The sequence below is a fragment of the Salinimicrobium sp. TH3 genome, assembly GCF_026676115.1.
Lineage (GTDB): Bacteria > Bacteroidota > Bacteroidia > Flavobacteriales > Flavobacteriaceae > Salinimicrobium.
In genome coordinates, this window is the sequence record NZ_JAPONB010000009.1 from 37,333 (window position 1) to 55,869 (window position 18,537).

Here is an 18,537-nt window from a genome sequence, read left to right on the forward strand (position 1 = left end):
AATACAAAAAGAAAAAGGTCGCCAGTGGCGACCTTCATCAGATTTAATTGACGCAAATTATATTTTAGAAAGGATATTTGTTTTCAGAAATTACTTTTTCGGCAATTGTCTTACGAAGTTCCACTACATTTGGATGGTTCTCATATTTGGTGAATCTCTTCAAGCCCATCAACATCATTCTTTGTTCATCTCCTTCAGCAAAAGAAACGATTCCTTCCTTGGCTTTTTGGTTTATAGTGTCAACAGCGTGATATAAATACAATTTCGACATTGCAATTTGTTCTTTCTGACTGTCGGCGCCAAAACGGTTAACATTTTTCTCTGTCCTAAGAATAGTAGACTCGGCCATATAGATCTCGATAAGAATATCGGCAGAAGCCAGCAGCAACTGTTGGTGATCTTCAAGCTGAGGTCCAAATTTTTGAACAGCACTACCTGCAACCATCAAAAATACTTTTTTCAACTTTTTCACCATTTCCTTTTCTTCGGCAAAAAGCTCTGAATAATCTGGCTTGTCAAAAGAAGGAATTCCGGTGAGTTCTTCTCCAACTTTAGTCGCTGGTCCAAGAAGGTCCACGTGTCCTTTCATGGCCTTTTTCACGAGCATTCCCACACAAAGCATGCGGTTGATTTCATTAGTACCTTCATAAATCCTGGTAATTCTCGCATCTCTCCAAGCAGATTCCATAGGAGCATCGGCCGAGAAGCCCATTCCCCCAAAGATCTGTATACCTTCATCTGTACAATTCTGAAGATCTTCTGAAGCTGCAACCTTTAGGATGGAACACTCTATGGCGTATTCCTCAACTCCTTTCAACTCGGCTTCCTGGTGAGAATTCCCTTCTTCCTGACGGATGGAAATCCTGTCCTCAATATCTTTAGCAGCACGATATGAAGCAGATTCCCCTGCATAAGCCGAAGTTGCCATTTCGGCTAATTTCGACTGAACAGCACCAAAATTGGCTATTGGAGTTTTAAACTGTACGCGCTCATTTGCGTATTTTACTGAAGCATCGATTGATCGGCGTTGTGCGTCCAAACAAGCTCCGGCTAGTTTTATACGTCCTACGTTTAGAGCATTCATCGCGATCTTGAAACCGCTCCCTCTTTCTGAAAGCATATTCTCTACCGGAACTTTTGTGTCGTTAAAGAACACCTGCCGGGTAGAGGAGGAGTGGATTCCCAGTTTCTTTTCTTCTTCTCCCAACGAGATTCCATTTGGATTTTCGGAATCATATTCCACTATAAATCCGGTGATGTTTTTATCATCTTCAATTCGGGCGAATACGATCATCATGTTGCAGAAGCCCGCATTGGAGATCCACATTTTTTGTCCGGTGATGTTGTAATATTTTCCATCTTCAGAAAGAACTGCTTTGGTCTTTCCTGAATTTGCATCACTACCTGCTCCTGGTTCTGTCAAGGCATAAGCTCCAAACCATTCTCCTGTGGCAAGCTTCGGAAGATATTTTTTCTTCTGCTCTTCATTCCCGTAGAGCGTGATTGGAAGTGTTCCAATCCCCGAATGTGCTCCAAAAGCGGTGGAAAATGATCCCGTAGCACCCGAAATATAATCTACCACAAGCATAGTAGTGACAAAACCCATTCCCAAGCCATCGTATTCTTCGGGTACCGAAACTCCCAAAAAGCCCATTTCCCCGGCCTTTTTCATAAGATCTTCGGTAAGTTCATAATTTTTCTTTTCAAATTCTTCCCTTCTTGGCATCAATTCGCGATTCACGAATTCCTGCACCGAATCCCGCATCATTTTTTGCTCATCAGTGAAATCTTCCGGAGTAAATACATCCTCTGCCTTAGTCTCCTTTACCAGGAATTGCCCTCCGCGTAGAAGGTCTTTCTTGTTACTATTGGTTTGTGTGCTCATTTTGTTTTTTTTTAGAACCTAGACTTCTAGAACCTAGAGCCTAGACTGGTTTTGTTTTAATTGGAAAGTCTAGTATCTAGACTCTAGTCTCTAATATCTTTTTCTACGACAGGAATTCAAAAACTCCCGCGGCTCCCTGTCCTGTTCCTACGCACATGGTTACCATTCCGTATTTATTTTTCAGTTCACGTTTGCGCATTTCATCAAACAACTGAACTGAAAGTTTGGCTCCTGTACATCCAAGTGGATGGCCCATTGAAATAGCTCCTCCGTTGGGGTTCATGCGGTCCATATCTAATCCAAGTTCTCGAATTACTGCTAAAGATTGAGATGCAAAGGCTTCATTAAGCTCGATCAACTCAAGATCATTTAATTGAATTCCGGCTTGTTTAACAGCCTTTGGAATCGCATAAACAGGTCCTATCCCCATTATTCTTGGTTCAACCCCAACAGCCGAATAACTAACAAGTCTGGCTACAGGCTCCAGATTTAATTCCTTCACCATTTCTTCGCTCATGACCATGACGAAAGCAGCACCATCACTCATTTGAGAAGAGTTACCAGCGGTCACACTTCCACCCTCCTCAAAAACGGGACGTAGTTTTCCTAATACTTCTCTGGAAGTATCGGCTCTTGGTCCTTCATCTTTATTGACGGTATATGATTTTGTCTGTTTTTTGCCATTTTCATCGACATAGGTTTGATCTACTGTGATCGGTACTATTTGATCCTGAAAACGATCTTCTTTTTGAGCTTTTAGAGACTTTTGGTGAGAGTTAAATGCGAACTCATCTTGATCTTCTCTCGAAACCTTATATTTTTGAGCAACTGCTTCTGCAGTTAATCCCATTCCCCAGTAATAATCTTCTTTTCCGGCTTTTGCAAGTTTATAATCGGGTACAGGTTTATAACCTCCCATAGGGATATAGCTCATGCTTTCTGCACCACCTGCAATTATACAGTTGGCCATACCGCTTTGGATCTTTGCTGTGGCGATTGCTATAGTCTCCAGGCCTGAAGCACAGTAGCGGTTTACAGTCATCCCGGGTACGTCTTCGGTCTTTAATCCCATGAGAGAGATAAAGCGCCCAACATTAAGTCCCTGTTCGGCTTCGGGCATCGCGTTCCCCACGATCACGTCATCAATTCGTTTTTTATCAAATTCGGGCAGCTTATCCATCATAAACTGGATAGTTTCTGCCGCTAATTCATCTGGCCTTTTAAATCTGAATACCCCCCGTGGTGCTTTTCCCACTGCAGTTCGGTATCCTTTTACGATGTAAGCTGTTTTGTTCATAGTTCTAAATATTAATCTGAAAACGAGAGTCTGGAAACTAGAGCCTAGATTCTAGACTTAATCATTTCCAAGGTTGTCCATAAAGGAGCCTATCATTTTCTGTATTTGTAAAATCTTATTTTCCAGTTCTTCAAATCTTTCCTTAGAAAGAAAGTTTTCATTGTAGGCGACAATTAGTTGTGTTTCCCATTCAAAAGCCGACCCAAGACTGTTCTCCAAAAACTTTTTAAAATGCCTGTCGGTACTTTTGCTGGAGCCTTCAGCTATGTTAGAAGGAATAGAAACGGCACAACGGTTTAACTGACTTATTAAATTGAATCTTTCACTATCAGGCAATGTTCGGGTAAGTTTATAGCTTTCCCCAACAAGAGCAATCCCCTCATTCCAGATCTTTAATTTTTTAAAATTATGTCGTCCCATTTTCTCCATTCGTCTAGTATCTAGACTCTAGATTCTAGTTTCTTAAAGGTTTACCTTTTTGCAACATATGCTGCAACCTCTCCAGTGTCTTCTTTTCTCCCGTAAGAGATAAAAATGCTTCTCTTTCCAGATCAAGCAGATATTGCTCACTCACATAAGAATTTTCGGAAAGATCTCCTCCCGCCATCACGTAGGCGAGTTTGTTGGCGATCTTCTTGTCATGTTCGCTAATGTACTTACCGGCGAACATCTGATCTGTACCTACTAAAAAGGCTCCCAGTGCCTGTTTACCTAATACCTTAATGTCTTTTCTCATAATAGGCTTGGTATAACCGTTTTCTGCCATGAGAAGCGCGTGTTTCTTAGCAATTGCTAACTGACGATCGGGGTTTATTACCACAATGTCTTTTCCTTTCTGAAGGATATTAAGGTCGTAAGCTTCGTAAGCTGATGTAGAAACCTTTGCCATACCAATAGTAAGGAAATGTTCCCGCAGTCGGTTCAACTCCACATCATCCTTCTGGAAAGTATCAGCAGCACGTAAGGTCATTTCCTTGGAGCCTCCACCGCCGGGAATCACCCCAACTCCAAATTCTACAAGTCCGATGTACGTTTCAGCCGCGGCGACTACTTTATCTGCGTGTAAGGAAAGTTCACATCCACCACCCAAAGTCATAGCGTGTGGTGCTGCAACTGTTGGAATTGAAGAATAGCGCATTCTCATCATGGTGTCCTGGAAATATTTTATAGCCATATTAAGCTCGTCATATTCCTGCTCTACAGCCATCATGAAGATCATCCCAATATTGGCTCCTACAGAAAAGTTCTTTCCGGTGTTGGCTACAACCAGTCCCTGATAATCTTTTTCTGCCATATCAATGGCCTTGTTCAAACCATCGAGTACATCGCCTCCAATAGAGTTCATTTTACTGCGGAATTCCACATTAAGGATTCCGTCACCAAGATCTTCTACCACAACTCCGCTGTTGCTGAAGACTTCTTTAGATTCCCTGATGTTGTCAAGGATAATGAAAGCATCCTGTCCCGGGATCTTTTTGTATTCCTTTGAAGGAATGTCGTAATACCAGGTATTTCCTTCTTTTACGGTGTAGAAATTCTTGTTTCCATTCTCGAGCATCTCCTTCACCCAGGCTGCAGGCTCTTTACCTTCAGCTTTCATGATCTCGATTCCTTTTTCCACACCAATGGCATCCCAAATCTGGAAGGGTCCATGTTCCCAACCGTAACCGGCTTTCATGGCATCATCGATCTTGTAAAGTTCATCTGTGATTTCAGGAATACGTTTTGAGGAATAAGTAAAAATAGCGGCGAAATTCTTTCTGTAGAACTCTCCTGCTTTGTCTTTTCCATCAACAAGAACTTTAAATCTGTCCTCTACTTTATCAATCGTTTTCGTTAATTCAAGAGTAGCAAAATTTGCTTTTTTCTGAGATCTGTATTCCAAAGTGTTGAGGTCGAGTGATTGTATTTCACTTGAACCGTCGTCTTTTTTTATCTTTTTATAGAACCCTTGCCCGCTTTTGCTCCCAAACCATTCATTGTCGACCATAGTATTAATATAGTCGGGCATGGCGTAGAGATCGTGCTCTTCATCTGTGGGTACTCCTTTGTGAAGACCTTCGGCAACATGTTTAAGAGTATCCAGTCCTACAAGGTCAACAGTTCTAAAAGTGGCAGATTTTTGTCTTCCAATTACAGGGCCTGTAAGTTTATCAACCTCCTCAATAGTAAGGTCCAGTTCCTTCACCATGTGGAAAAGGCTCATGATGCTATAAGTACCAATCCTGTTCCCAATAAAGGCCGGCGTATCTTTTGCGACAACCGATTTCTTTCCCAGGAATTTCTCACCGTACTCATTCAGGAATTCCAAAACTTCTTCGGAAGTGTCTGGCCCCGGAATAATTTCAAAAAGTCTTAGATAACGTGGTGGGTTGAAGAAGTGTGTTCCGCAGAAGTGTCTTTGGAAATCTTCACTTCGACCCTCATTCATCTGCTGAATAGGGATACCGGAAGTATTTGAAGTTATTAAAGTACCTGGTTTGCGGTATTTTTCGAGGTTATCAAAAACCTTCTTTTTGATATCCAGTCGCTCCACAACCACTTCCATGATCCAGTCAACTTCCGAAACCTTAGAGATATCATCCTCCAGGTTCCCCGTTTTAATACGATTTGCAAAGTCTTTATGATAAATAGGAGAGGGCTTGGATTTTAGGGCGTCTTGTAAAGAGGTATTTACAATTCGGTTTCTTACCTGCTTGTCATCCATGGTAAGACCCTGTTTCTTTTCCTTTTCTGTTAGCTCTCTCGGCACAATATCCAGCAGTAAAACTTCCACTCCAATATTGGCGAAGTGACATGCAATCCCGCTGCCCATAATACCCGAGCCTATTATTGCAACTTTGTTAATTCGTCTTTTCATGTTAATATAAATTTTGACGATCACCGGGGGTGACCTTTATTATTCATTATAAATTTTTCTGGACGCGATAAGGTCCATGATCTTGGAGGCTACTTCAATGAATTTATCCAGATCTTCCTGCGGAATTTCTTTTCTCACTGCTTCATCAAAGGTTAAAACCACCTTTTTTGAATAGTCTCTCATCTCCTTACCAAAATCGGTAAGACAAATGAGCACACTTCGGCCATCAACGGGATTTTTCTTCCGTGTAATGAGGCCTTTATCTTCCATAGTTTTAAGGGTGCGCGACAAACTGGTCGCTTCCATTCCCATTTTTGGACCCAATGAAGTGGAGGGGGTGCCATTTTCTGGATCAATACTCAAGAGGGCAAAGCCCGTAGCCATTGTACTTCCTTCTTTACCTGCCTCCTCATTATACATTTTTGAAATTGAGATCCAGGTCGCCCGGAGGACATAATCAATGGTTTTTTCTTTCATAGAATCTCAAAGTTAAGAAAATTTTGTTATGCGCGCATAGTAAATAAAAAATATTTTCCTTCTATTTAATGCCTCTCCTAAATTAATTAGAAAAACACAACAAAACTCTCCGTTAAAGAGGAGTTTGACAGTTTTTTCGACAATTAACTTAGAGGCTTTACTTTGAAGTGCTCTGCATCTTATCCTTTAGCTGAAACCAGGAATCGTGAAGAAAGAGCTTGATCTGGGCATCATTGTTCTCTTCCAAAAGGCGGGGAATTTTCTTTTTTTCCAGCATGAAATCTATGAGAAGTGCCGATTCCTGTTGGCTTAACTCCATCGTTTCTTCCATATAAGTTTTATAATGTATCTTAAAAAAGGCAATATTTCTTTGCGCTTTTTCAATCCTAATATTCCTTTTTAATTTTTTGGTTCTACTGTTAATGGCATTTAAAATGGGATCAATTTCCAGGGATCCCCCTAAAAGGCCTAATAAATGTATAGGTTTAAAATCCCCGGCAGTTCTAAGCCGTCTTTCATTCATGGAAAGCTTTTCTATTTTCCTGGGAATGATACCGAGACTTACGACATTAATTTCTGAATTTTCCTTGACTACCACTTCTTTAAGTTCCATCGAACTTTCCTCCATTTCAAAAACAACCGGAAATTCCTGAAGGTCCTCCTGTTTTATGAACCTTATAAGGTCCTCCATTCCCACATGTGACAAAACAAGGGTGTCTCCCGATTTAATGTTCAGTTCAAATATCCCTTTTTTGCCCGAAACCGAATATTTTCCTGAAGAAACATTATTTATATGGACGTTTTGTAGCAGATTTTCCTGGTTCGTGACTATTCCCCGCACCGTGACTCTCTCCTGTGCCTCAAGATTGAGTGAGAAAAGTGTGCAAAAAATAATAATGAGATACTTCAAAGTTCTTGTGCTAATCCAGGACAAAGTAGAACTTTAAAATAAAATAGGTGGAGAAAATGAGATTTTTGAAGGTTAAATGCCTGGTGTCTTCTTTAAAAAATCCATATTAATCCAGCGTTACAATTATTATCTTTACCACATTAAACAATATTAAATGCTCAATTACCCAATTCGTTTTGAACCCATTCTTAAGGAAAAGATATGGGGAGGAAATAAACTGAAACAAATCCTGCATAAGCCCTCAACCTCAGAAAATACGGGTGAAAGCTGGGAAATTTCTGGAGTGAAAGGTGATATTTCTGTGGTGGAAAATGGTCCTCTTAAAGGACAGAACCTAAATGACCTTTTGGCGAGGTATAAAGAAAAATTGCTGGGGAAGAGGAACTTTAAAAAGTTTGGAGAAGAATTCCCTCTTTTGATCAAGTTTATAGATGCAAAGACCGAACTTTCGGTGCAGCTGCATCCACACGACAGCATTGCAAAAGAACGCCACAACTCCTTTGGAAAGACCGAAATGTGGTACATCATGCAGGCAGATGAAGGCGCAGAGATCAATGTAGGTTTTAAAAAGAGCATTTCTGAAGCCGAATATCTCGAGCACCTCAATTCGGGAAGAATCACAGATTTGCTAAACTTCGAAAAAGTTCAAAAAGGAGACTCTTTTTTCATCAACACCGGAAAAGTTCATGCCATTGGCGCAGGAGTACTTTTGGCCGAAATTCAGCAGACATCAGATATTACTTATAGAATCTATGACTGGGACCGGGTGGATTCAGAAGGAAATTCAAGGGAATTGCATACAGATCTTGCACTGGATGCTATAGATTTTGAGAGAAAAGAGGATTTTAAAATGGAATATTCCCGGGAGGAGAATAGTTCCACCAATATTGCTAACTGCGAATATTTCACCACCAACTTTCTTCCGGTAAAAGGAAGTATTATAAAGGATTATTCAAATTTGGATTCCTTTGTCATTTTTATGTGTGTAAGCGGGGAAGCAGAAATAAGCATTGAAGGAAATTCAGAAAAAGTTTTCCAGGGGCAGACGCTGCTAATTCCGGCAGAAAATTCTGAAGTAAAAATAACCGCGAATGGAGCAGAACTTCTTGAAGTTTATGTCTCCTAAGTCCAAATGCTAGAATCAAAAAACACCTTCCAAAAATGGCATTTCTGGAAGGTGTTTTTGATTTAAGCGGCATTTAACGGCCACTTACATTCATCTCCAGACTATATAAGGAGTCCATAGCCGTAATGAACAATGTCTTGTTTTCCTTACCACCAAAAGTTACATTGGCAGTCCACTCTTTATCTATTGGAATGTGAAGGATCTTTTTTCCTTGTGGATTGAACACCGTCACGCCGTCGCCGGTGAGGTAAAGGTTTCCCTGCTTGTCTATTGTCATCCCGTCAGACCCCAGTTCAGTAAAAAGGATTTTGTCTTCCAGTTTTCCGTCTTTTCCAATAGAGTATTTCCAGGTTTTATTGTCCTCAATGTCTGCTACATATAATGTTTTACCGTCCACAGTCCCAATGATGCCATTTGGCTTCACAAGATCCTCGGCAGCGATGAAAAGACCTTTGCGGTTTGGGGTGAGATAATACACCCGCTGCTCCTTGATAGGCTGTTTAGTGTGCTTCCAATAATCTCTTTTGTAGAAAGGATCGGTAATAAAGATTCCGCCATCGGGGGCGATCCATAGATCATTAGGTCCGTTAAATCTTTGTCCTCTAAATCCTTCGAGCAGTACCCTCACCTCCTTATTGCTGTTAATCATCCAAATCTCGGAATGTTTATCGGCTGCGGCGTAGAGATTACCTTCAGCATCAAAGTAGAGACCGTTTGCACGTCCTGCATCTTCCATAAAGACATTTACTTTGTTGTCTTCCACAGACCATTTGTGAATGCGATTGTTCGGCTGATCTGTAAAATAAACATTTCCCTGAGAATCGGCAGCAGGGCCTTCGGTAAATTCAAAACCGTTGGACACAAGTTGCAATTCTGCGCCATCGGCAATAAGGTTCTTATCCTGGGCTTTTCCTGAAATACTGAACAAAATTGTAACAAGAAAAATATTACATGGTATTTTCATAGCGTTTTTATCTTTTCAATGTGGGGTCTCCAATTTTTCAATTGTCACTGTTATTTCTTTTAAGGATGTCCTCAATTTTTTCCAGCTCTTCTTTGCTAAATTTCAGGTTTTGCAGCCCTGCAATATTGTCTTTAAGCTGGGAAACCTTACTCACTCCAATTAAAACCGAGCTGACTCTGTGATCTTTTATGAACCACGCAATTGCCATTTGAGCAAGAGATTGATTTCGACTTTCGGCAATTGCATTTAGTTCTTTAACCTGCTCCAGAAGTCGGGGAGTGATTTTAGTTTTGTCAAGATAACCACCTTCAATTGCTGCACGGGAATCTTCCGGGATTCCATGCAGGTACTTTGAGGTTAGTATTCCCTGTTCCAGGGGCGAAAATACGATGCTGCCCAGGCCTTCTTTCTCAAGAGTGTCAAGGAGTCCGTCTTCAACCCAACGATCGAACATGTTATAGCGGGGCTGATGGATGACAAATGGAGTACCGAGATTGCGCAGTATTTCGGAAGCTTTGGCTGTCTGCCCGGCCGAATATTGTGATACGCCAACATAAAGTGCTTTTCCCTGCCGCACGATCTGGTCCAAAGCACCCATTGTCTCTTCCAGAGGAGTGGAAGGATCTGGCCTGTGGTGATAAAATATATCTACATAATCCAGTCCCATTCGTTTAAGCGACTGGTCCAGACTTGCGATAAGATACTTTCGGGAGCCGAAATTTCCATATGGTCCCGGCCACATATCCCAGCCTGCCTTGGTGGAAATTAGCAGCTCATCACGATATTTTTGAAAATCTTCTTTGAAGATCTTTCCGAAGTTAATCTCTGCCGAACCGTAAGGTGGTCCATAATTATTGGCAAGATCGAAATGGGTAATTCCATGGTCGAAAGCTGTTCGCAGGAGTTGTTTTGAATTTTCAAAACTGGTGGTATCTCCAAAGTTATGCCAAAGGCCAAGGGAAAGCAGAGGCAGCTTTAATCCGCTTTTACCACAACGGCGATATTCAATTTTTTCGTAGCGGTCTTCGGCCGCAGTATATGAACTCATAATCTATTTTTAATCGAGAATTTTTTGTAAGAAAGGCTTTAATTTTTCTGAAAAATAATAAGTGTCATTTATTCCTTTTTCGGGACTCTAATTTACGGTTTTCCTGAGGATCCTCTTTTACCGATTCCTTCAAATTGAGATATTATTTAAAAAAAATGTCCGGGATATTGTCCGGACATTTTTAATTAGTTTTTCACCTATTTACTGCTTTTCATAGATCCCGTCATACAGGTTCTGGTAAAGCTTGATGATATTCCTGCGCTTCAGCTTCATAGTAGGAGTAAGGTGTTCCCCTTCAATGCTCCAAACATCGGGAGTGAGTTCAAATTTTTTGATCTTTTCCCAGCTTCCAAATTTTTGGTTGTAAAAATCCACTTCTTCCTGGATCCTGGCTTTAACCTGCGTATTTGAAATGAGGTCTGCGTTGGTTGGTCCTACTTCAATATGTTTTCTTTTGGCCCATTCCCTCAAAAATTCAAAGTCGGGCTGTATTAGAGCTGCAGGCATTTTTTCACCTTCCCCAATAACCATTAGTTCCGCAATGAATCGGGATTGCTTCATTTGATTTTCAATGACCTGAGGAGCTACATATTTCCCGCCAGAAGTCTTGAACATTTCCTTTTTACGATCTGTGATCTTGAGGAAACCTTCGCTGTCCACTTCTCCTATATCTCCCGTGTGGAAATAACCATCTCCATTAATTGCTTCTTTGGTCTTTTCGGGCTCTTTATAATAGCCTTTCATAACATTAGGACCTTTACAGAGTATCTCTCCGTCTTCAGCAATTTTCACTTCCACATCTCTAAGGACTCTTCCTACTGTTCCAATCTTAAAACCATGGTTTCTTTGGTCATTAACAGCTATTACCGGAGAAGTTTCGGTCAATCCATAACCCTCCATTACCGGAATTCCCGCAGCAGCGAAAACTCTCGCAAGTCTTGGCTGTAAAGCCGCGCTACCCGATACTATAAGTTCAATTTTGCCTCCCAAACCTTCTTTCCATTTGGAGAAAACCAGTTTACGGGCCAGGCTAAGCTGGGTTTCATACCACCAACCTTTTGCGCCATAAGGTTCGTATTCCAGGCCGAGTTCCACTGCCCAGAAAAATAATTTCTGTTTGATCCCGCCAACAGTTGAGCCTTTTGCGATGATCTTGTCATAAACTTTTTCCAGAAGTCGGGGTACAGCCGAAATAACATGAGGTTGTACCTCCTTAAGGTTGTCACTAATTTTGTCAATTGATTCGGCAAAATGAATGGATACACTGTAGTATTGATACAGATAAAGGATCATTCTTTCAAAAATGTGGCAAACAGGAAGGAAACTAAGAGATACGTAACTTCCAAAATCAAAAGGAACCCGTTCTGAACTTAGCAGCACATCACTCACAATATTTTTATGGGTAAGCATAACTCCCTTTGGTCTCCCGGTAGTTCCCGAGGTATAGATAAGGGTGGCAAGATCATCTTCTTTAACTGATTTCTTCCTGGCTTCGACCTCTTCCTGGTTTGATTTGTCCTCCCCAAGTTTCAGGATCTCGCTCCAATTGTCGACTCCTGCGATCTCATCAAAGGTGTAGACCCCTTTTAATTTAGTGTTTCCACGAATGGAATTAAGCTTGTCAAGGATCTCCCTGTCTGAAACGAAACAATAAATAGATTCACTGTGATTGATCACATACTCATAATCTTCCTCAGAAACTGTGGGATAAATGGGCACGTTTTGGGCACCGAGCTGTAAGATCCCAATGTCCATTATGTTCCATTCGGTACGGTTACTGGTGGAGATCACCGCAATTTTATCATTTGGCTGGATCCCCAGCCGTAGCAGCCCACGGCTTACAGCATTCGCCTTGTCAATGTATTCCTGGGTAGAAATGGCTTCCCACTTCCCATTATACTTAGTGACCAGGGATTTTTCAAGAGGGGCATTTTCCAATTGGAAATATGGAAAATCAAAGAGTCTTTTTATTTCAATCATTTATTGATTTGTTACAATAATCTCTGCAAAATAGCAAAAGAAGCATCTATTTCAAATAAAATATTGAAAATGTCTTTTTCTAGACACAACTTTTTAATATTTCGATTCCTTTATAGGCAGTTTCTTTGGTCATTTGAAAATTGGGTAAAAATAACAGGCTGGAACCTTCAGTGTTCATTAGCAGCCCCTTTTTCATAGCTTTACTCTTAATTGTAGAAGCATAATCTTCATCTTTGAGATCTACACCTATTGCAGCTCCTTTGATCCGCACTTCAGGTGTATTCTTAAAATTTACTTCTGAAATACCTTTTTTGAAGGTCTCTGCAAGCTGCTTTATATTTTTAAAAAGTCTATTCTCGTGCTTCTGAAGGTAATCCAGAGCAGCCAGCGAAGCATCTACTGCAACGGGATGCCATCCATAAGAGGAATACAGGCCAATTTTTTCACCCACTTTGTCATCAATTTCCTCTGTGATAATAACCGCGCCCATCCCGGCATGTCCCGCAGTTATTGCTTTTGCCATACACAAAATATCCGGTTCAATATCAAAGTGCTCAGAAGCAAACATTTTTCCTGTGCGTCCAAAACCGGTAATAGCTTCATCCATGATCAACAAGGTATCTGTTTCTTTACAAATCTTATCTAATCCTGCCATAAAATCTTTTTCAGGGATTACTACCCCCAGGTTGATGATTACAGGTTCCATGATGACGGCAGCTACTTCTTTTGAAGAGAGGAGGGAACTTACCTGTTCCAGATTCTCCTTATTTAGGGGAAGCTCCAATTTTAAACAGCCTTCAAGCAGATTAGGGAATTTTTCCCTTTTCTTGGTGGCCCCAATGCTTAGTGCACCTATAGTATTTCCATGGTAACTACCTTCAATTGAAAGGATCTTCTTACGACCGGTATACATGGTGGCCATTTCAAGGGCTGCTTCTACTGCTTCAGACCCACCGGTCATCCTGTAGCTCTTTTTTAGATTTCCGGGACTGAGTTTGGCTAAAGTCTCTGCCAATTCGGTCCAGGGCTTGTAATAAAAATTTGGATATATATAGGAGGGACGATCGCCATTGCGAATTGCATCCTCTATCTCTTTTACATTCCAACCCAGATTTCCAACGCCTGCACCACCAAGGAAATCGATATATTCTTTTCCGTCGGCACCATATATAAAACTTCCTTCTGCTTTTACAACTTCCAGTTCTATAGCCGGATTCCCTCGTCCAAAATATTTTTTATCTTTTTCTTTTACAATCATTTCTTAAGCTTTTCCTTAAAATTTAAGGAATAAATTCTGGCAGGAATGTTAGTAAAAGGTGAAATCTTGAGGATGCCCCGATTTTGATGAAAATTTAGAGATTTGGTTAAATTCGTTTTAAATGTTTTAATAATTTGAGTGCTAAAGGTATAAATGTTTAAATTATGGGGAATCGAAAAAAACTGACTATGAAAAAATTGAACATTTTAATGCTGCTGTTATTTTCTTTTGCCATTCTAAGTTGTGGTCCAAGAGTAGCAACCCAAAAAACGACTTCTAAAGACCTTAGCTCTTATAATTCCTTTGCTTATCTCCCCAATGCAAATGTTAGTGCACAGGGGATGCAGATGAGTTCAGAAGATGTAAGTCGTGCAGTAATTGAAGCAGTAAACACCAATTTACAACAAGCCGGTTATAATCTCAACCGTCAAAATCCAGACCTGCTGGTGTTAATTAGCACAGAGACCGATACGGAAGTCACTACTACTACAGATCCTGTTTATGCTGCTTATCCTTATACTACAGGGGTAAGAACCATAAATCCTTTGTACAACAACTATTACTACGGAGGTTATGCGGGATATAATAATATCATTGGCTATGACACCGATACTTATACCTATGAAGAAGGGACGGTAGTAATTAACCTGGTGGACAGAGAGACTAAAAATACTGTATGGAAAGGAGTAGCTTCAGAAAGTATTACAGGCCAAACTTCAACACAGGGAATAAGGGATCTGGTAAACCCCATTTTTGAAGAGTATCCTGTGGAATAACCAAAACGAAGTGATCTGAAATAAAAACGTCCGACGAAATTAATCTGTCGGACGTTTTCTTTGTTTGATCTTTATTCAGATTTCTCCAGCCACTTTCTGGCATTTACAAAAGCTTCAATCCAGGGACTAATTTCATCCTCTCTATCCTTTGGATAGTAAGCCCAGTTCCATGGGAAAGTAGAACGCTCCAGGTGTGGCATCATCGCCAAATGGCGGCCGTTGTCACTTACGATCATTGCGGTATTGTAGTGAGAACCATTAGGATTGGAAGGATAGGTCTCATATCCATATTTTCCAATGATCTTATAACGTTCAATTTCATAAGGAAAACTGAATTTTCCTTCCCCGTGTGCAGCCCATATTCCAAGGCGGCTACCCGATAATGTAGACATCATCACCGAATCATTTTTTTCGATCTCCATAGAGGTGAAGTTACATTCAAACTTATGAGATTCGTTGTGCAGCATTTTTGGTTTCTCCTCATGGTCTGGGTGCAGTAATCCCAGTTCCATGAATAGTTGACAACCGTTACATACACCCAGGGATAAGGTATCTTCTCTCGCGAAAAAGTTGTCCAGGGCAGCCTTGGCTTTTTCATTGTACAAGAATGCTCCGGCCCAGCCTTTTGCACTTCCCAGGACATCCGAATTTGAAAATCCACCCACCGCTGCGATGAACTGAATATCCTCCAGGTTTTCCCGCCCGGTGATCAGGTCGGTCATATGCACGTCCTTCACGTCAAAGCCGGCAAGATCCATAGCGTAAGCCATCTCTCTTTCTGAATTTGAACCTTTTTCCCGTATAATGGCAGCCTTTATTCTTTGTCCTTCTTTTAGAGCAGGGATTTTTCCGCTGAAACCTTCCGGAAATCTAAAGTGTAGTGGCTGTTTGGCGTAATTTTTATAACGCTCGGTAGCATTGTCTATTCCGCTTTGCCTCTCGTCAAGTAGGAAAGAAGTTCGGGACCAGGTATTTCGAAGCTTTGGAATATCAAATTTCAGGTTTTCTTCCCCGTTCTTGATCTTCAGGGTCTTTCCTTCAGTTGCTTTTCCAATCTTGAAGAACTCTACTTTCTGTTCCTTTAAAATGGCTTCTACACTCTTATCTTTTGCCTGAAATACTATTCCGCAGTTTTCAGCAAATAGCAATTTCACGCTGTCTTCTTCTCCCAGTTTGGTAAGATTAAGTTCGGCAGCAAGATCTACATCTGCAAAGCACATTTCCAGAAGGGTGGTGATCAATCCTCCCGAAGCCACATCGTGACCTGCAAGAATAAGATCCTTCCGAATCAATTCCTGAACTGCATTAAAGGCTGCAGCGAATTTTTTGTCGTCTTTTATAGTAGGTGTCTCAGCACCTACCTTGTTGAGGATCTGTCCAAAGGAAGAGCCTCCAAGTTTAAAAGTATCCTGAGAAAAATTGATATAGTAAATAGGTCCACCATCTTTTTGCAATACGGGTTCCACAACCTTAGTGATCTCATCGCAATGTCCAGCGGCAGAAATGATCACTGTGCCCGGGGCCAGCACATTTCCGTCTTCATATCGCTGCTTCATGGAAAGAGAATCCTTTCCTGTAGGCACATTTATTCCAAGGCCAATAGCAAAATCTGATACTCCCTGCACTGCCTCATAAAGTCTCGCGTCTTCCCCTTCGTTATTACATGGCCACATCCAGTTAGCCGATAAGGAAATTGACTTCAAACCTTTTTCAAGAGGTGCCCATACGATATTTGTAAGTGCTTCGGCAATGGAGTTCCGGGAACCGGCTACAGGATCGATCAATGCCGAAACAGGGGAGTGGCCAATAGAAGTAGCCACGCCATTTTTTCCTTTGTAATCAAGAGCCATTACTCCGCAGTTGTTGAGTGGTAACTGCAAGGGCCCTGCGGTTTGTTGTTTTGCCACTCTTCCCGTGACACAGCGGTCAACCTTGTTGGTAAGCCAGTCTTTGGAACCAACAGCTTCCAGGAGCAGGACACGGTCAAGGTAGCTGTGCAGGTCTTCCTGCCTGTATTCTACATCGGCATATTTCCTGTCAACGGTCTTGTCTTTCATGATCATTTTCGGCGAGCTGCCAAACATATCACCCAAAGCAAGGTCCATAGGTTTTGCACCGGTTTTTTTGCTTTCAAAGGTGAACTGCCTGTCCTCGGTTACATTTCCTACAGAATATAGGGGAGTCCTTTCCCTTTCAGCGATCTTTTGCATTTGCTTTAGATCCTTTTCAGAAATGATAAGGCCCATTCTTTCCTGAGATTCATTTCCTATAATTTCCTTAGCGGAAAGAGTAGGGTCTCCAACGGGTAATTTATCCAGATCAATATTTCCTCCGGTATCTTCTACCAGCTCGCTAAGGCAGTTGAGGTGCCCACCGGCACCGTGATCGTGAATAGAGACAATTGGGTTCTCATCTGCCTCAACCATGGCACGGATAGTATTGGCGGCACGTTTTTGCATTTCGGGGTTCGATCGCTGGATGGCATTGAGTTCAATACCACTGCTAAATTCCCCTGTATCTGCCGAAGAAACTGCAGCACCGCCCATTCCAATCCGGTAATTTTCTCCTCCTAAAACAACGATCTGATCTCCCTTTTTTGGAGCTCCTTTGATCGCCTGGTCGGCTTTCCCATAACCAATTCCGCCGGCCATCATGATCACCTTGTCATAACCCAGTGCTCTTCTGTTTTCGGAATGTTCGAAAGTAAGGACCGAACCTGCAATAAGAGGCTGCCCAAATTTATTTCCAAAATCAGAAGCCCCATTGGAAGCTTTGATAAGGATGTCCATTGGCGTTTGGTAAAGCCATGGTCTCGCCGGGAAAGCGTCTTCCCATGGTCGGTTTTCTTCAAGTCGGGAGTAGGAAGTCATGTAAACGGCAGTTCCCGCCAGGGGCAGTGAACCTTTTCCGCCTGCGAGCCTGTCGCGGATTTCCCCTCCACTTCCCGTTGCAGCTCCGTTAAAAGGTTCTACTGTAGTTGGGAAGTTGTGGGTTTCGGCCTTTAGAGAAATGACCGAATCAAAATCTTTCTTTTTATAAAAATCTGATTTGTCTGCCGACTGTGGGGCGAATTGTTCAACCCTCGGACCTTTTACAAATGCAACATTGTCCTTGTATGCCGAAACTATGTCATTCGGATTTTCTTCAGAAGTCTTTCTTATCAGTTTAAAGAGGGAAACCGGCTTGGCTTTTCCATCTATTTCAAAGGTCCCGTTAAAGATCTTATGACGGCAGTGTTCAGAATTTACCTGGGAAAAACCAAAAACTTCAGAATCGGTGAGTTTGCGATCAATTCTTTCTGAAAGCTTTTCCAGGTATTCAACTTCCTCTTCATTAAGAGCCAGTCCTTCTTTGTTGTTGTAGGCAGCAATGTTTTCTACTTCGCGAATAGGTTCGGGTTCTATGTTGATCGTGAAAATATCCTGGTCCAGCCCATTGTACTTTTGAGAAAGCATGGGATCAAAATCGTGATAATTTTCGTCAACTTTATAGAACTCCTCGATCCTGCGGATGCCTTCAATACCCATATTTTGAGTAATCTCTACCGCATTTGTACTCCAGGGAGTGATCATGGCGGCACGGGGACCAACAAAAAAATCTGCCAGGGCAGATTTTTCTAAATATTGTGCGTTTCCAAAAAGCCAGTCTAATTTTGCAATGTTTTCGGCCGAAAGTGCCTTATGCGTGTCAACCGCATAGACCTTGTTTGGACGATTTCCGAAGAATAAGATCATTCTGAGGGTTTTGTGTTGTTGAGGAGCAAATTTACATTTTTTGAAGGAACTCCTTTAGCCTCAAAACAAAAAGAAAGTAAAAAAAATACCTATCCAAAATGTTATTTTTGAAAGTTCTTTTTTTGGTTGGGCTAAAGCCAATTGAAACTGATCCTTTTAACCTTCGCCTAAACGCGGAGGCAATTCATAGGCTAGAAATAAATAGCCCCCAAATTTATTTGG

General features: G+C 41.4%; 13 protein-coding genes. 2 read left to right on the top strand and 11 right to left on the bottom strand.

The genetic code is table 11. The features are described from left to right. Positions 1–64: 64 nt before the first annotated feature. The 6 genes from OU683_RS13305 to OU683_RS13330 all read right to left on the bottom strand — a co-directional run bounded on the left by OU683_RS13305 (position 65) and on the right by OU683_RS13330 (position 7,429). Entirely contained in the window at positions 65–1,885 is a 1,821-nt protein-coding gene (locus OU683_RS13305) for an acyl-CoA dehydrogenase FadE (protein ID WP_268139122.1), read from the bottom strand. Between the two features lie 103 nt (positions 1,886–1,988). Further along, positions 1,989–3,182, bottom strand: a complete 1,194-nt coding sequence (locus tag OU683_RS13310) for an acetyl-CoA C-acyltransferase (protein WP_268139124.1) — start codon at positions 3,180–3,182, stop codon at positions 1,989–1,991. 57 nt (positions 3,183–3,239) lie between these two features. After that, complete coding sequence (locus OU683_RS13315; RefSeq protein ID WP_326493556.1) at positions 3,240–3,611, bottom strand: four helix bundle protein; 372 nt, start codon at positions 3,609–3,611, stop codon at positions 3,240–3,242. A 25-nt stretch (positions 3,612–3,636) separates the two neighbouring features. Beyond that, positions 3,637–6,042 carry a 3-hydroxyacyl-CoA dehydrogenase/enoyl-CoA hydratase family protein gene (locus tag OU683_RS13320; protein ID WP_268139126.1) on the bottom strand — a complete coding sequence of 802 codons (2,406 nt, stop codon included), beginning with the start codon at positions 6,040–6,042 and terminating at the stop codon, positions 3,637–3,639. 39 nt (positions 6,043–6,081) lie between these two features. After that, positions 6,082–6,519 (bottom strand): MarR family winged helix-turn-helix transcriptional regulator, encoded by a 438-nt coding sequence (locus OU683_RS13325; RefSeq protein WP_228913531.1) that lies wholly within the window; start codon positions 6,517–6,519, stop codon positions 6,082–6,084. A gap of 157 nt (positions 6,520–6,676) precedes the next feature. Beyond that, complete coding sequence (locus OU683_RS13330) at positions 6,677–7,429, bottom strand: carboxypeptidase-like regulatory domain-containing protein (RefSeq protein ID WP_268139128.1); 753 nt, start codon at positions 7,427–7,429, stop codon at positions 6,677–6,679. Between the two features lie 154 nt (positions 7,430–7,583). On the opposite strand from OU683_RS13330, the gene OU683_RS13335 reads away from it, so the two are divergent. Continuing rightward, positions 7,584–8,555 carry a type I phosphomannose isomerase catalytic subunit gene (locus OU683_RS13335; protein ID WP_268139130.1) on the top strand — a complete coding sequence of 324 codons (972 nt, stop codon included), beginning with the start codon at positions 7,584–7,586 and terminating at the stop codon, positions 8,553–8,555. Positions 8,556–8,628: 73 nt separating this feature from the next. Here OU683_RS13335 and OU683_RS13340 read toward each other — a convergent pair whose 3' ends face one another. From OU683_RS13340 to OU683_RS13355, 4 genes are all read right to left on the bottom strand, one after another. Next, positions 8,629–9,519 carry an SMP-30/gluconolactonase/LRE family protein gene (locus OU683_RS13340; RefSeq protein ID WP_268139132.1) on the bottom strand — a complete coding sequence of 297 codons (891 nt, stop codon included), beginning with the start codon at positions 9,517–9,519 and terminating at the stop codon, positions 8,629–8,631. Positions 9,520–9,556: 37 nt separating this feature from the next. Beyond that, a complete protein-coding gene (gene mgrA, locus OU683_RS13345; protein WP_268139134.1) occupies positions 9,557–10,567 on the bottom strand; it encodes an L-glyceraldehyde 3-phosphate reductase in 1,011 nt (336 codons plus the stop codon). Positions 10,568–10,768: 201 nt separating this feature from the next. Then, positions 10,769–12,547 (bottom strand): AMP-dependent synthetase/ligase, encoded by a 1,779-nt coding sequence (locus tag OU683_RS13350; RefSeq protein WP_268139136.1) that lies wholly within the window; start codon positions 12,545–12,547, stop codon positions 10,769–10,771. 79 nt (positions 12,548–12,626) lie between these two features. Further along, positions 12,627–13,805 carry a class-III pyridoxal-phosphate-dependent aminotransferase gene (locus OU683_RS13355; RefSeq protein WP_268139138.1) on the bottom strand — a complete coding sequence of 393 codons (1,179 nt, stop codon included), beginning with the start codon at positions 13,803–13,805 and terminating at the stop codon, positions 12,627–12,629. A gap of 188 nt (positions 13,806–13,993) precedes the next feature. Between OU683_RS13355 and OU683_RS13360 the strand changes: the two genes are divergently transcribed. Next, complete coding sequence (locus OU683_RS13360; protein ID WP_268139140.1) at positions 13,994–14,581, top strand: DUF4136 domain-containing protein; 588 nt, start codon at positions 13,994–13,996, stop codon at positions 14,579–14,581. Between the two features lie 71 nt (positions 14,582–14,652). Here the strand turns inward: OU683_RS13360 and purL are convergent, their stop codons facing one another. After that, entirely contained in the window at positions 14,653–18,315 is a 3,663-nt protein-coding gene (gene purL / locus OU683_RS13365) for a phosphoribosylformylglycinamidine synthase (RefSeq protein WP_268139142.1), read from the bottom strand. Positions 18,316–18,537: the final 222 nt, after the last annotated feature.

What these genes read in the sequence shown, in the direction of transcription:
- OU683_RS13305 (WP_268139122.1), bottom strand. Translation starts at nt 1,885, where the DNA reads ATGAGCACACAAACCAATAGTAACAAGAAAGACCTTCTACGCGGAGGG.
- OU683_RS13310 (WP_268139124.1), bottom strand. Translation starts at nt 3,182, where the DNA reads ATGAACAAAACAGCTTACATCGTAAAAGGATACCGAACTGCAGTGGGA.
- OU683_RS13315 (WP_326493556.1), bottom strand. Translation starts at nt 3,611, where the DNA reads ATGGAGAAAATGGGACGACATAATTTTAAAAAATTAAAGATCTGGAAT.
- OU683_RS13320 (WP_268139126.1), bottom strand. Translation starts at nt 6,042, where the DNA reads ATGAAAAGACGAATTAACAAAGTTGCAATAATAGGCTCGGGTATTATG.
- OU683_RS13325 (WP_228913531.1), bottom strand. Translation starts at nt 6,519, where the DNA reads ATGAAAGAAAAAACCATTGATTATGTCCTCCGGGCGACCTGGATCTCA.
- OU683_RS13335 (WP_268139130.1), top strand. Translation starts at nt 7,584, where the DNA reads ATGCTCAATTACCCAATTCGTTTTGAACCCATTCTTAAGGAAAAGATA.
- OU683_RS13340 (WP_268139132.1), bottom strand. Translation starts at nt 9,519, where the DNA reads ATGAAAATACCATGTAATATTTTTCTTGTTACAATTTTGTTCAGTATT.
- mgrA (WP_268139134.1), bottom strand. Translation starts at nt 10,567, where the DNA reads ATGAGTTCATATACTGCGGCCGAAGACCGCTACGAAAAAATTGAATAT.
- OU683_RS13350 (WP_268139136.1), bottom strand. Translation starts at nt 12,547, where the DNA reads ATGATTGAAATAAAAAGACTCTTTGATTTTCCATATTTCCAATTGGAA.
- OU683_RS13355 (WP_268139138.1), bottom strand. Translation starts at nt 13,805, where the DNA reads ATGATTGTAAAAGAAAAAGATAAAAAATATTTTGGACGAGGGAATCCG.
- OU683_RS13360 (WP_268139140.1), top strand. Translation starts at nt 13,994, where the DNA reads ATGAAAAAATTGAACATTTTAATGCTGCTGTTATTTTCTTTTGCCATT.
- purL (WP_268139142.1), bottom strand. Translation starts at nt 18,315, where the DNA reads ATGATCTTATTCTTCGGAAATCGTCCAAACAAGGTCTATGCGGTTGAC.